Source organism: Hylemonella sp. GW821-FHT12C09, from assembly GCF_058807395.1.
On record NZ_JBXAQQ010000002.1, the window covers coordinates 279,396 to 293,276 of the forward strand.

General features: G+C 66.5%; 11 protein-coding genes. 6 read left to right on the forward strand and 5 right to left on the reverse strand.

Translation table 11 applies throughout. The annotated features are described in order from the left end of the window. Positions 1–12: 12 nt before the first annotated feature. Both AC1RRP_RS05175 and AC1RRP_RS05180 read right to left on the reverse strand, forming a co-directional pair. A complete protein-coding gene (locus tag AC1RRP_RS05175) occupies positions 13–3,606 on the reverse strand; it encodes a hydantoinase B/oxoprolinase family protein (protein ID WP_493033921.1) in 3,594 nt (1,197 codons plus the stop codon). Between the two features lie 11 nt (positions 3,607–3,617). Next, complete coding sequence (locus tag AC1RRP_RS05180) at positions 3,618–4,157, reverse strand: winged helix DNA-binding protein (RefSeq protein ID WP_493033923.1); 540 nt, start codon at positions 4,155–4,157, stop codon at positions 3,618–3,620. Positions 4,158–4,328: 171 nt separating this feature from the next. Between AC1RRP_RS05180 and AC1RRP_RS05185 the strand changes: the two genes are divergently transcribed. The 3 genes from AC1RRP_RS05185 to AC1RRP_RS05195 are packed head-to-tail and all read left to right on the forward strand — an operon-like array spanning position 4,329 to position 7,193. Next, on the forward strand, positions 4,329–5,306 hold the full coding sequence (locus AC1RRP_RS05185; RefSeq protein ID WP_493033925.1) for a TRAP transporter substrate-binding protein: 978 nt from the start codon (positions 4,329–4,331) through the stop codon (positions 5,304–5,306). 9 nt (positions 5,307–5,315) lie between these two features. After that, positions 5,316–5,873 (forward strand): TRAP transporter small permease, encoded by a 558-nt coding sequence (locus AC1RRP_RS05190; RefSeq protein ID WP_493033927.1) that lies wholly within the window; start codon positions 5,316–5,318, stop codon positions 5,871–5,873. A gap of 9 nt (positions 5,874–5,882) precedes the next feature. Then, complete coding sequence (locus AC1RRP_RS05195; RefSeq protein ID WP_493033929.1) at positions 5,883–7,193, forward strand: TRAP transporter large permease; 1,311 nt, start codon at positions 5,883–5,885, stop codon at positions 7,191–7,193. A gap of 30 nt (positions 7,194–7,223) precedes the next feature. Here the strand turns inward: AC1RRP_RS05195 and AC1RRP_RS05200 are convergent, their stop codons facing one another. The 3 genes from AC1RRP_RS05200 to AC1RRP_RS05210 form a co-directional block, all read right to left on the reverse strand. Continuing rightward, positions 7,224–9,656: a two-component system response regulator gene (locus tag AC1RRP_RS05200; protein WP_493033931.1), complete on the reverse strand. Its 2,433-nt coding sequence runs from the start codon at positions 9,654–9,656 to the stop codon at positions 7,224–7,226. A gap of 9 nt (positions 9,657–9,665) precedes the next feature. Further along, positions 9,666–11,444, reverse strand: coding sequence for a PAS domain S-box protein (locus AC1RRP_RS05205; RefSeq protein WP_493033933.1), 1,779 nt, complete (start codon positions 11,442–11,444; stop codon positions 9,666–9,668). A gap of 141 nt (positions 11,445–11,585) precedes the next feature. Then, positions 11,586–11,939 carry a cupin domain-containing protein gene (locus AC1RRP_RS05210; RefSeq protein ID WP_493033934.1) on the reverse strand — a complete coding sequence of 118 codons (354 nt, stop codon included), beginning with the start codon at positions 11,937–11,939 and terminating at the stop codon, positions 11,586–11,588. 67 nt (positions 11,940–12,006) lie between these two features. On the opposite strand from AC1RRP_RS05210, the gene crcB reads away from it, so the two are divergent. Genes crcB through AC1RRP_RS05225 form a run of 3 tightly spaced genes read left to right on the forward strand, consistent with a single transcriptional unit; the run spans position 12,007 to position 13,878 of the window. Beyond that, complete coding sequence (gene crcB / locus AC1RRP_RS05215) at positions 12,007–12,387, forward strand: fluoride efflux transporter CrcB (RefSeq protein ID WP_493033936.1); 381 nt, start codon at positions 12,007–12,009, stop codon at positions 12,385–12,387. A 19-nt stretch (positions 12,388–12,406) separates the two neighbouring features. Continuing rightward, entirely contained in the window at positions 12,407–13,252 is an 846-nt protein-coding gene (gene cobA / locus AC1RRP_RS05220; protein ID WP_493033938.1) for a uroporphyrinogen-III C-methyltransferase, read from the forward strand. Next, positions 13,249–13,878 carry a Rieske 2Fe-2S domain-containing protein gene (locus tag AC1RRP_RS05225; protein WP_493033940.1) on the forward strand — a complete coding sequence of 210 codons (630 nt, stop codon included), beginning with the start codon at positions 13,249–13,251 and terminating at the stop codon, positions 13,876–13,878. The genes cobA and AC1RRP_RS05225 overlap by 4 nt, the downstream gene beginning before the upstream one ends. Positions 13,879–13,881: the final 3 nt, after the last annotated feature.

Here is a 13,881-nt window from a genome sequence, read left to right on the forward strand (position 1 = left end):
CATGACAGGGGCTCAGGCCGGCGGTCCGTAGCCTCCGCCCCCCGGGGTATGGATCTCGAACACGTCGCCCGGCTGCATATCGGTCTGGCCTATGTGGCCCAGCACTTCGCTGCGACCATCGGCACGCAGCACGCGGTTGAGTCCCATCTGCCCACTTGCGCCGCCGGCCATGCCAAAGGCCCCGCTCTTGCGGCCGTTGGAGAGGATGCTGGCCGTCATGGCCTCCAGGAACTGGACACGGCGAACACCGCCATCGCCGCCACGCCAGCGGCCGACACCGCCCGAGCCCTGGCGGATCTCGTAGCCCAGCAGGCGCACGGGGAAGCGGAACTCCAGCACCTCGGGGTCGGTCAGGCGCGAATTGGTCATGTGCGTCTGCACGACCGGGGTTCCGTCGAAGCCCTCACCGGCACCACTGCCACCCGAGATGGTTTCGTAGTACTGGTAGGTCGCGTTGCCGAAGGTGAAGTTGTTCATGGTGCACTGGCTGGCGGCCATCACGCCCAGGGCGCCGTACAGCGCATTCGTGATGCAGCTTGAGGTCTCCACATTGCCCGCCACCACCGAGGCCGGCGGGTTGGGATTGAGCATGGAGCCCGACGGGATGATGACCTTGAGCGGTTTGAGGCAGCCCGCGTTGAGCGGGATGTCGTCGTCCACCAGGGTACGGAAGACATAAAGCACCGCCGCCATGCAGACCGCCGTGGGTGCGTTGAAGTTGTTGCTCTGCTGCGCACTGGTCCCCGTGAAGTCGATCTCGGCACTGCGGGCCTTCGCGTCCACGCGGATGGCCACACTGATCTGCGCGCCATTGTCCAGGGGCAGGGTGAACCGGCCATCCTTCAGGCGCGTGATCACCCGGCGCACCGATTCCTCCGCGTTGTCCTGCACGTGGCGCATATAGGCCTGCACCACGTCCAGCCCGAACTGCCCCACCATCTTGCGCAGCTCCTGCACGCCCTTTTCGTTGGCGGCAATCTGGGCCTTGAGGTCGGCCAGGTTCTGCTGCGGGTTGCGGGAGGGATATTCGCCACTGGCCAGCAAGGCCAGGATCTCGGCCTCGCGCAGCACGCCGCGGTCCACCAGCTTGAAGTTCTGGATCTGCACACCCTCCTCCTCGATGCGCGTGGAGAAAGGCGGCATGGAGCCCGGTGTCGTGCCACCAATATCTGCGTGGTGTCCTCTGGAGCCGACGTAGAACGTGGGTTCCGTCCTGCCCTCCAGGTAGACCGGTGTGATCACCGTCACGTCGGGCAGGTGCGTGCCGCCGTGGTAAGGGTCGTTGAGCACGTAGACGTCGCCCGGCTGCATCTTCCCGGCGTTCTCGCGGATCACGGTCTTGATGCTCTCCCCCATGGAGCCCAGGTGCACGGGCATGTGCGGGGCGTTGGCGATCAGGTTGCCCTGCGTGTCGAACAGCGCGCAGGAGAAATCGAGCCGTTCCTTGATGTTCACCGAATAGGCCGTGTTCTGCAGCTGCAGGCCCATCTGCTCGGCGATGTTCATGAAGAGGTTGTTGAAGACCTCCAGCAGCACCGGGTCGGCCGTGGTGCCGGCGGCATACCGCTGCTCGCGAGGCACACGCCTGTGCAGGACGATGTGGTCCAGGGTGGTGAGTTCGGCCTCCCAGCCGGGCTCCACCACCGTGGTGGCGTTCTTCTCGGCGATGATGGCCGGGCCGGGGATACGGTCACCTGCGCGCAGATCCTCGCGCACCACCAGGGCCGCCTCGTGCCACTGGCCGCCGGAATACAGGCGCACCTGTTCGCGGCCAGGCAGGGCGCGCGCCGGGTGCAGGGCATGGCGCGGCTCGGCCGGCGCGTCGCCCGCCACCACGGCCTCGACCGACACCGCCTCGACGATCAGGCGCTTGCCCAGCATCAGGAAAGCGAAACGCTGGCGATAGGCGGCCTCGAAGGCAGCCGTGATCTCCGGCACCGAGCCGTAAGCCACGATCAACGCCGAGTCGCTGCCCTCGTAGCGCACGTGCACACGCCGCTGCACGCGCACCGCGGCGGCGCTGAGTTGCTGGCGCTCCAGTTCGCTGCGCGCGGCGTGGGCCAGCACATCGAGCCTGTCGGTGATGGTCGCCAGGGCACCCACCTCCAGCGGCAGCTCCACCGCCTGCTCGCGGATCACGTTCTGGTCGGCCAGGCCCATGCCGTAGGCCGAGAGCACACCGGCCAGCGGGTGCACCAGCACCCGGGTCATGCCCAGCGCGTCGGCCACCAGGCAGGCGTGCTGGCCACCGGCACCACCGAAACACTGCAGGGTGTAGCGCGTCACGTCGTAACCCCGCGCCACCGAGATCTTCTTGATGGCATTGGCCATCTGCTGCACCGCGATGCTGACGAAACCTTCGGCCACGTCCTCGGCGCTGCGCCCGGTCTGCACGGCCAGCGCGGCGAAACGCTCGCGCACCACGTCGTCGTCCAGCGCCTCGTTGGCCGCCGGGCCGAACACATGGGGAAAATGCGCCGCCTGGATCTTGCCCAGCATCACATTGGCATCGGTCACGGCCAGCGGGCCGCCGCGCCGGTAACTGGCCGGGCCCGGGTTGGCGCCGGCGCTCTGCGGCCCCACGCGGAAGCGCGCCCCGTCGTACTGCAGGATGGAACCGCCACCGGCGGCCACCGTGTGGATGCTCATCATGGGTGCGCGCATGCGCACCCCGGCCACCTGGGTCTCGAACTCGCGTTCGAACTCGCCGGCGTAGTGCGAGACATCGGTCGAGGTGCCACCCATGTCGAAACCGATCACCCGGTCCATGCCGGCCAGTTCGGCCGTGCGGGCCATGCCCACGATGCCGCCGGCCGGGCCGCTGAGGATGGCATCCTTGCCCTGGAAGGCATGGGCATCGGTCAGCCCGCCGGACGATTGCATGAAGAAGAGTCGCACACCAGGCATCTCGGCCGCCACCTGGTCCACATAGCGGCGCAGGATGGGCGAGAGGTAGGCGTCCACCACCGTGGTGTCGCCGCGGCTCACGAACTTCATCATCGGGCTGGTGCCGTGCGAGGTGCTCACTTGCGTGAACCCGATTTCGTGCGCCATGCGTGCCACCGCTTCTTCATGCGCCGTGTAGCGGTAGCCATGCAGGAAAACGATGGCCACACTGCGCAGACCGGCATCGAACTGCGCCTGCAGATCGCGTCGCAAGGCCGCTTCGTCCAGCGGTGTCACGCGTTCGCCGCGTGCGCCCATGCGTTCCTCGGCTTCCAGCACGGCGCTGTACAGCAGCTCGGGCAGCACGATGTGGCGGTCGAACAGGCGCGGTCGGTTCTGGTAGGCGATGCGCAGCGCGTCGCGGAAACCGCGGGTGGTGACCAGCAGCGTGGGTTCGCCCTTGCGTTCCAGCAAGGCGTTGGTGGCCACCGTGGTGCCCATCTTCACGCAGTCCACCTGCTGCGGTGTGATGGGCTCGGTCGCCCTGAGCCCCAGCAGATGCCGGATGCCAGCCACCGCCGCGTCGCGGTATTGATCGGGGTTCTCGGACAACAGCTTGTGCGTGACCAGGCTGCCATCGGGTCGGCGGCCCACAATGTCGGTGAAGGTACCGCCTCGGTCGATCCAGAACTGCCAGCGGTTTGCGCCTGCCTTTGCCATCCCAGCCTCCATCACAGTGACGCAGCGGAACGCGCCGCCTGGTCATAGACACCGGACAAGACACGCAGCAAACGCGCCAGTTCACCGATGTCGCGGTTCAACCCCTCGTCGGCCTTGAGCGCGTTGATCAGGCAGCTCTCGCGGATCTCGCGGTAGCGCTGCACGTAACGACGCCCCTCCTCGGTGGCGGCATAAGTCACCTCCTTGCCGTTCTTGCGCGAGGCCACCACGCCCAGCCCCTGCAGCTTCTTGAGCGCGTAGTTGATCAGGTGCGTGTCTTCCACGTTCATGATGAAGCTGATGTCGGCCAGGCGCTTGTCACGCGCGCGATGAGTCACGTGGTGCAGCACCAGCACGTCCAGTGGGGTCAGGTCCTTGAGGCCGGCGGCCGACATGCAATGCACGATCCAGCGGTGGAAGGCATTGCCCGACACGATCAGGCCGAACTCGAACTCGCTCATCTCGGCGCTGCGCGGCGAGACCAGGTGCGCCGACGACACGATGGGCGCCTTGCCCGGATCGGCCCCGGACGCGGTGGACTTCTTGGCCATGGACAACGCTCCTTTTTGGGGCGGCGACGCCCCATGTTCTGTGCCGGATTATAGAAATCATGAAAACAATTTGTTGACAATTTGTCGGCATTTAGGGAATATCCCTATGCCACACCGGCCCGGCCGCCGTACAGTTCCCGGACCCCTTCATCAACCACCGTGGAGTGCCCCATGCAGCGTCGTCATTTCTCTCTCGCCAGCGTGACGCTGGCCCTGTCCCTGGCCGGCGGCAGCGCCCTGGCCCAGACCAAATGGGACCTGGCCGCCGCCTACCCGGCCAGCAACTTCCACAGTGAAAACATGGCGCAGTTCGCCACCGACGTGGACCAGGCCACCGGTGGCAAGCTCAGGATCACGCTGCATGCGGGCGCCTCCCTGTTCAAGGCCCCCGAAATCAAGCGCGCCGTGCAGGGCGGCCAGGCCCAGGCCGGCGAGGTGCTGCTGGCCAACTTCCAGAACGAGTGGCAGATCTACGGTGCCGACGGCCTGCCCTTCCTGGCCGACAGCTACGACGCCGCCATGAAGCTCTACAGGGCCCAGAAGCCGATGATCGAGAAGAAGCTGGCCGAGCAAGGCCTGGTGCTGCTGTACTCGGTGGCGTGGCCGCCGCAGGGCATCTACACCAAGAAACCCATCAACAGCGCGGCCGACCTCAAGGGCGTGAAGTGGCGCGCCTACAGCCCGGCCACCGCGCGCATCGCCGACCTGGTGGGCGCCCAGCCCGTCACCGTGCAGGCCGCCGAACTGCAGCAGGCCCTGGCCACCGGCGTGGTGGAGTCCACCATGACCTCGGGCGCCACCGGCGTGGACAGCAAGCTCTACGAAAACCTCAAGTACTACTACGACACCCAGGCCTGGCTGCCCAAGAACATGGTGATCGTGAACAAGAAGGCGTTTGATGCACTGGACAAGCCCAGCCAGGACGCCGTGCTCAAGGCCGCCGCCATGGCTGAAGCCCGCGGCCTGGCCGCCAGCCAGCGCGTCAACACCGAAACCCTGGCCAAGCTCAAGGCCAACGGCATGCAGGTACTGGCCCCCTCGGCGCAACTCAAGGCCGACCTGAAGAAGGTGGGCGACGTCATGCTCAAGGAATGGCTGGAAAAAGCCGGCCCCGAAGGCAAGGCCCTGGTCGACGCCTACCAGCGCTGATCCCCCGTCATGCCTGAGACCCAACCGGGCGCCATGCGCCGCTTGCTCGACGGCCTCTACGCCCTTGGCGGTGTCCTGGCCGCGCTGTGCGTGCTGGCCATCCTGGTGCTGATGATCGGCGCCTCGGTGGGGCGCGTGGCGAACTGGCGCGTGTCCTGGATCAACGACGTGGTGGCCTGGTTGTGCGCTGCGGCCGCCTTCCTGGGCATGGCCTACAGCTTTCGCAACGGCGACTTCGTGCGCGTCACGCTGCTGCTCGAATCGGTCCGCCCCGCCGCGCGGCGCTGGCTGGAGATCGCCTCGCTGGCCATCGCCTCCGTGGCCATTGCCTACCTGGGCTGGTGGGCGGCGCGCTTCACCTACGACAGCTGGCGCTTCAACGACATCGCCGGCAATATGGTGGCCATCCCGATCTGGATCCCGCAGATGAGCTTTGTCATCGGCTCCGCCGTCCTGGTCATCGCCGTGGTCGATGAATGCGTCACGGTGCTGCGCGGCGCCAAGCCCAGCTACGTGGCACGCGTGGAAGAGCGCCACGCCCGCGGCGACTTTTCCGAAGAACTTTAAGGAACGCTGATGGGTCTGCTTGAAATCGGGGCCCTGCTGCTCTTCCTCATGCTGCTGATGCTGGCCGGCGGCGTCTGGATCGCCATGACGCTGGCCATCGTGGGCTGGGTCGGTCAGGCCTTTTTCACCAGCACGCAGCCAGGGATGAACCTGTTTTCCTCGTTCTGGGAAACGGCCGCCAGCTGGGAGCTGGCCGCCCTGCCGCTGTTCATCTGGATGGGCGAGATCCTCTACCGCACCAAACTCTCGGAGCAGATGTTCGACGGCCTCTCGCCCTGGCTCTCGCGCGTGCCTGGCCGCCTGATGCACACCACGGTGCTGGGCTGCGGCATCTTCGGCTCGGTCTCGGGTTCGTCCGCCGCCACCTGCGCCACCATCGCCAAGGTGGCCCTGCCCGAACTCGAGCGCCGCGGCTACGACCGCAACATCGCCCTGGGCTCGCTGGCTGCAGCCGGCGGCCTGGGTATCTTGATTCCGCCCTCCATCACCATGGTGGTCTACGCCGTGGCCGCCGACGCCAGCGTGATCCGCCTCTTCCTGGCCGGTTTCCTGCCGGGTTTCCTGCTCATGGGCCTGTTCTCGGGCTACATCGCCTGGTGGAGCTTGCGCAATCCTGCCAAGGTGCCGCCGGCCGAAGCGCCGACCAGCTTCATGGACAAGCTGCGTCGCTCGGGCAGCCTCATCCCCTGCGGCCTGCTCATCGTCTTCATCGTCTGGGTGCTGGTGGCCGGCATCGCCACCGCCACCGAATGCGCGGCCTGGGGCGTGGTGGGTTCCCTCGCCATCGCTGCGGCCAGCCGCACGCTGACGCTGCGCAACTTCTGGGACGGCCTGGCCGGCGCCACGCGCGTGAGCTGCATGATCATGTTCATCCTGGCTGGCGCCGCCTTCCTCACCAAGACCATGGCCTTCACCGGCATCCCGCGCGAGCTGGCCGAGTTCGTGCACAGCATGAACCTCTCGGCCTACGGCCTGATTGCGGTGCTGGTGGTCGTCTACCTGGTGCTGGGCACCGCGCTGGACGGCATCTCCATGATCGTGCTCACCAGCGCCGTGGTGCTGCCCATGGTGCAGAAAGCCGGCTTCGACCTGGTGTGGTTCGGCATCTTCATCATCCTGCTGATCGAGATCGCCGAGATCACGCCACCCGTGGGCTTCAACCTCTTCGTGCTCCAGAACATGACCGGCGTGGACAGCAACCGCATCGCGCGCGTCACCCTGCCCTTCTTCGCCTGCATGGTCCTGGCCATCGTGCTGATCACGGTCTTCCCCTCCATCGTCACCAGCGTGCCCAACTGGCTGATGGGCGTGGAGCGCTGAGCCCTCCAGCAGCCCGGGAAGACAGCCCGTTCAGGCGGCCTTCTGCCCACGCAGAAGCTCGGCAAATTTGTCTGCGGGCATGGCGGGGTGGTACAGCCAGCCCTGGGCCTCCCGCACGCTCAGCCCCAGCAGGATGCTGCGCTGGATCTCCGTTTCCACACCCTCGGCCGTCACCGCCAGCCCCAAGGTGCTGGCCATGGCGGCGATCGTGCGGGCAATGGCCATGTCATTGGGATCACTGGAAATGTCGCGGATGAAACTGCGATCGATCTTGAGCCGGTCCAGGGGCAGATACTTCAGCATGGACAGGGACGAGAAGCCGGTGCCGAAATCGTCCAGCGCCAGCTGGATGCCCATGGCCCTGAGCCGGTGCAGGGACTGCTGGACGAGCTCACCGCGCTGCAGGGAGGACTCCGTGAGTTCGATCTCCAGCATGGCGGGTGAGAGCTTGTGTTGGAGCAGGGAGCGCAGCACGCGTTCGGCAAATCCCTCCTGTTGCAGCTGCTTGGCCGAGACGTTGATCGCCAGGCGCTGGAAATCCAGCCCCTCCGCTACCCAGGCGGTCGCGTGCCGGCAGGCCTGCGCCAGCACCCAGTCGCCGATGTCGAGGATCATGCCCGTCTCTTCCGCCACGGGAATGAAACGCTCGGGACTGACCCGGCCCGAGACCGGATGGTTCCAGCGCAGCAGCGCCTCGGCGCCAATGATCCGGCCGTCCTGCATATCCACCACCGGTTGCCATTGCAGCTCCAGCTCATGGTTCCCAATCGCATTGCGCAAGCCCTGCTCCAGCTGCATGCGCTCCAGCGCCCGGTTGGCCAGGTTCCTGGAGAAGATGGCGTGGCCGTTGCGTCCATTCTCCTTGGCCTCGTACATGGCGGTATCGGCCGCGCGGATCAGTTCATCGGCGCTGTCCGCATGCGCCGGGAACAGGGCGATGCCGATGCTGGCGGTTATGCGCACCGTCTGCCCGATGCTGGTCGCAATCGGCTCAGCGACCGCCGACAACAGCTTGCGGCACAGCGGGGCCGCGGCCTCGGCGGTACGCAGGCCGTCTGCGATCACCAGGAACTCATCGCCCCCCATGCGGATCGCAATATCGTTCTGGCGCAGCGAGGCCTTCAGGCGGCGCGTGACCTCGATCAGGAGCTCGTCGCCGATGGTGTGCCCGAGCGTATCGTTGATGGTCTTGAAGCCGTCCAGGTCGATGAAGAGCAATGCGAAATGGTCGTTGTCGCCCCGGGCGCTCGCCTGGCTGATGTTGTGGCGCAGGCAGATGTCCAGCTGGTGGCGGTTGCCCAGGCCCGTCAGCGCGTCATGCAGTGCGATATGGGACAGCCTGCTCTCGGCGCTGCGCAAGGCCGTGATGTCGCAAAAGGTCAGGACGTAGTGCGTGATGTGCCCGGCCGAGCTCATCACCGGCGCGATGTTTTCCCAGGCGGGGAACAGGGAACCATCCTGGCGTCGGCAGGTCACCTCGACATGCGGTGCCTCCATGCGTTCGCCTTCGTCCGCCGCCTTGCGGTCGCCTTCGCGGGCCGTATGCAGAAACTCGTCGGGGCATTTGCCGATCACCTCGTGCGGCTCCCAGCCGGTCAACTTCGAGAAGGCCTTGTTGGCCATGCAGACCCGCTGGTCCTGATCCAGGATCAGGATGCCGTCACCGGCCGATTCAAACACCACCGAAGCCTGGCGCAGATGCTCCTCGGACTGGACCTTTTCCGTGACATCGCGCAGGATGCCGATGACCTTGTCTTCGTCAGGAAAATAGCTGGCGTGGATCTCCAGCCAGATACGCTGCTGGTCCTCCCCGCGCCAGGCCGCGCAGATCTGGACCATGTCGCCCGACGCCAGCATGCCTTGCAGCCGCTCCTGGATCTCCGGATCCTCCAGGTGCGCCAGGAAGTCCGACCGCTCAACGGAGAAGCTCTGGGTCGGCGCCAGCAGGATCGTGTGGAGGAACCCGTCCAGCGCAATCTGTTCGTGGCCACGCCCGATTTCCAGCACCCCCAGCTTGGCGGCGTCCAGCGCGAGGCGGAATCGTTTCTCGGCTTTGCGGGTCTTCTTTTCCTCCTCGACCCGCGACAGGGCTGCCCGGATCGTCGCATTCAACTCGCGCGGCTCGAAGGGCTTGAGCACATAACCATAGGGCGCCGCCTGGATGGCTTTTTTCAGGATGTCCTCACCCGCATAGGCCGTCAGGTAGATCACCGGCAGGTTCAGGCGCTGCGAGATGATGCCGGCGGCCCGGGTGCCATCGCCGCCTCGCCCCAGGTTGATGTCCATCAGCACCAGATCGGGCCGTTCCCTTTCGGCCAGATCGACCGCCTGTTGCTCACCCGAGGCAATGCCCGTCACCGCATAGCCCATGGACTCCAGGTTCTGCTTCAGATCGTGCGCAACAATGAACTCGTCCTCCACGATCTGTACACGGATGGGCGAGCCGATGGAGGTCTGGATCATGGTTCACTTTCAGAAGGGGAATGTGAGGCGCAAGGAGGTCCCCGACCCGGCGGTCAGCTCGTATTGCCCCTCGATCTGCTGGGACAGCATGTGGATCAGCTGGAAGCCCAGGGTGTTGGTGGACGCGAGATCGAAGCCGGCAGGCAGGCCCACGCCGTCATCGGCCACCTGGAGGAAACCGTGGGCGTCATCCCGCTGTCCGGCCACGATCTGTATCGATCCGCGCGCGCGACCGGCAAAGGCGTGCTTGAAGGCATTGGTGACCAATTCATTGACGATCAGACCGCAGGGGATGGCCCTCTGGATATCGATCTTCATGCCCTGCTCCGGGACACTGACCCGCACGTCGATGGTGCTCGCCTCCCCGAGGTAGGTCTGCTTGAGCAGTTGCGCCAGGTTGCGCAGATAGGGCCCGAGTTCGAGCTCTGCAAAATTGACACCCTCGTAGAGCAACTGGTGCGTCAGCGCGATCACGCGCACCCGGCTCTTGCTGTCACGCAGGACCTCGCGGGCGGCCTCCCCGACATTGCGTGACTGGATCTCGAGCAGGCTGGCCACGATCTGCAGGTTGTTCTTGACGCGGTGGTGTACCTCGTTGAGCAGCAGCGTCTTTTCCTTCAGGGACGCCTCCATCGCAGCCTGCGCGGCCAAGCGATCCGTGATGTCGACCACCGTGGCCAGGATCTCGGGCGACGCCCGGCCGGGGATGGGATTGAGGGCCACCTCCACCGGAAACTCGCTGCCATCGAGCCGCCGGGCCGAAAGCTGGCGCCGGGCCGCCATCACGCGCTTGGTCGGGGCGTGCAGGTAGTTCCCCATGTCCGCCTTGTGCGTGGAGCGCCGGGCCTCGGGCAACAGCATGTTCACATGACGCCCCACCAGTTGCTCCGGACTGCAGGCAAACAGCTCACCCATGCTGCGGTTGGCGAACAGCATGTGGCCACTGGCGTCCACCAGCGTCATGCCCTCGGGGGCCTGATCGAACAGGCTGCGAAAGCGCGCCTCGCTGGCCATGCGGGAAGAAACGTCGATGCCCGAGGGAATCAGGTGGGTGATGCTGCCTTCATCATTGCGCATGGGCGCCAGCATGAAATCGATGGTCATGCGCGAGTCGCCGGCCATGCGCACCACCACATCGCGTCGCACCACATCGCCGCGATTCGCGGACGCCACCGCATTGCGCACCCACTGCTGCAGTTCGGCGTCATGGCTCCACCAGTAGGTGTCCCAGAAATGGCGGCCCTTCACGTCTGCCAGAGAAATCCCGGCCGCCTCCAGCGGCGCGCGGTTCGCTTCGAGCAGGACACCGTCCGTGGTCATCACCCCGACAAAGGCAAACAGACTGTCGAGCACATGGCGCACACGGCTCTCGCTCTCCTGCAGGGCACGCACGGCCGCCTGCTGCAGCGAGACGTTGACGGCCTTGACCAGGATGCCGACCACCTGTCCGCCCGGTGCGCGTATGGGGAGGTAGCTGGCCTCCCATTCCGAGGGATGCCCGGGCATGCTCGGCACCTCGGCCATCACCTTGATTTTTTCCAGGCTCTCGCCGCCCAGCACACGCTGGAACAGGCGTGCCACCTCGGGGAATGCCGCCGGCAGGACATCGGCCACAGTGCGGCCCAGCGCCGCTTCGACCGACACGCCGTTGAAGGCCGCCAGCGCCTGGTTCATGCGGCAGTAGCGCAGGTCGCAATCCAGGACGGCCAGACCTACATCAAGGTCGCTGGCAAACAGCGTGTCGATGACACCTGAACAATATGCGTCGATGGCGTTGGCCGAGTTCACGTTCCCCCCTGAGTTTGGCGGCCACCGGTTGAGCAGCCTTGTTTTGCTCAAGGTACACCAGATCACAGAGCCCGTCCCAATAGCCGCGCTGATTGCAGGGGGATAGGCTGGCCCTGCACGGCCTGGCCGCAGGGCGAAGCTTCAGCGCCCGGCGCTGCCCGCCCGCGGTTGGTGCAAAGCTATCGTCACCAGGGCCGACGCGTCAGCCAAGGCCGTCACGCCGTGTTGGGCACCACCGGCCAGGAACAGCAGTTGATCGGCGTGCAACACATGGCTGCGGCCGTCGACGCTGACCTCGAGCGTGCCTTCGATGCACTGGATGGTGATCTCGCCCGCCACCTGGTGCGGCGGCAGTGACTTGCCGGCCGGCAGCACGAGCCGCATCACCTCCAGGTCCTGCGCCTTGAACAGCGCCACGGTCTTTTCATGCGCCAGGCGCGCACCCAGCGGCTGGACGTCGATGATCTGACCGGCAGTGGCGTGCGGGAGGGCCATGCGAACGATGATACGCCGGGGGTGCCGACAGCGCTACCCCGTGAACCGGGGGCGATAAACTCTGCCCATGCTGCCCGTCCTTGCCATCTGTCTCGGTGCCTGCGCCGGTGCCCTGCTGCGCTGGCGGCTCGGCCTGTGGCTCAGCACCCCCGGCGCCCTGCTGCCCTGGGGCACGCTGACCGCCAACCTCGTCGGTGCTTACCTCATCGGCGTGTGTGTGGCGGTGTTCCAGGCCCTGCCCCAGCTGGACCCGACCTGGCGGCTCATGCTCGTCACCGGCTTCCTGGGCGCGCTCACCACCTTCTCCAGCTTCTCGGCCGAGGTGGTGACCATGCTGCAGCAAGCGCGTTATGCGCTGGCCCTGGGCACTGCCGGGCTGCACCTGTTGGGCTCGCTGGTCCTCACCATGGCCGGCATCAAGAGCGTTGAACTCATCCTCGCGCGCTGAAAGCGGCGTGAACTGCACGATGAAACCCGCATCCGCCTCTCCGACCGGCCGCGTCTACCTCGTGGGCGCCGGCCCCGGCGACCCCGAGCTGCTGACCCTGCGCGCCGCGCGCCTGCTGGCCAGCGCCGACGTGCTGGTCTACGACAACCTCGTCTCCGACGGCGTGCTGGCCCTGGCCAACCCGGGCGCACAGCGCATCTACGCCGGCAAGCGCCGCAATGAACACACCCTGCGCCAGGAGCAGATCAATGCCCTGCTGGTGCAGCTGGCGCAGGAAGGCCAGCAGGTGGTACGCCTCAAGGGCGGCGACCCCTTCATCTTCGGCCGCGGCGGCGAGGAGATGCAGAAGCTGGTCGAGCACGGCGTGCCCTTCGAGGTGGTGCCCGGCATCACGGCCGCCAGCGGCGTGGCCTGCTACGCCGGCATCCCGCTCACCCACCGCGACCACGCGCAGAGCTGCCTCTTCGTCACCGGGCACCTCAGGGACGGCAACCCCGAGCTGGACTGGGCCGCGCTGGTGCGGCCGCAGCAGACCGTGGTGATCTACATGGGCCTGAGCGCCCTGCCCGAAATCTGCCAGCGGCTGATCGCGCACGGCGCGCCGGCCACGCGCCCCATCGCCATCGTGCAGCACGGCACCCTGGCCACACAGCGGGTGCTCACCGGCACCCTGTCGGATCTGCCCGCCAAGGTCGCCCCCAGCGGCTTTTCTTCGCCCAGCCTGCTCATCGTCGGCGACGTGGTGCAGCTGCACGGCACGCTGGACTGGTTCGAACCCCGCAGCGGCGCGCAGACGCGCCTGACCCACGACGAGGCCGCGCAGCTGCCGCCCCTGCCGCCCACCGTTTCCAGGAGACCCTCATGAGCGACGCGCTCGACTACCTCGTCCAGGCCCGCCCCGAGGCCATGGGCCACTACTTCAGCTTCCTCAAGGACGCCGGCAAGCACCTGGACCCGAAGACCCGCAACCTCATCTCCGTCATCACCAAGGTGGACGCGCAGACCGAACGCGGTTTTCGCCAGTACCTCAAGCGCGCGCTGAAGGAAGGCTGCACGCCCATGGAGGTCATCGACGCGCTGCTCATGGCCTTCCCCACCCTGGGCCTGAGCAAGATCGTCTGGGCCACCGACATCATCCTCGCCATGCAACTGCCGGGCTTCGCGCCCGAGGCGCTGCGCGGTGCAGCGCCGCAGTGGCGCGACATCATGGCCGCCAGCGAGCTCGACGACGGCGAGATCCGGCGCATGGACTGCGAAGGCCGCGGCGTCTTCGTCTACCGCGAAGGCACAAGCTACAAGGTCTACGACAGCAGCTGCCCGCACCAGGGCACCGACATTCCGCAGCTCGCGCTGCAGGGCCTCACCCTCACCTGCCCCAAGCACGAATGGGCCTTCGACGTGAAAAGCGGGGCCTGCATCAAGAACGGCAAGACCCCGCTGACGCCCATCGAATCGAAAGTGGACCAGGGCCGGCTGATGGCGCGCTGGTGAGCA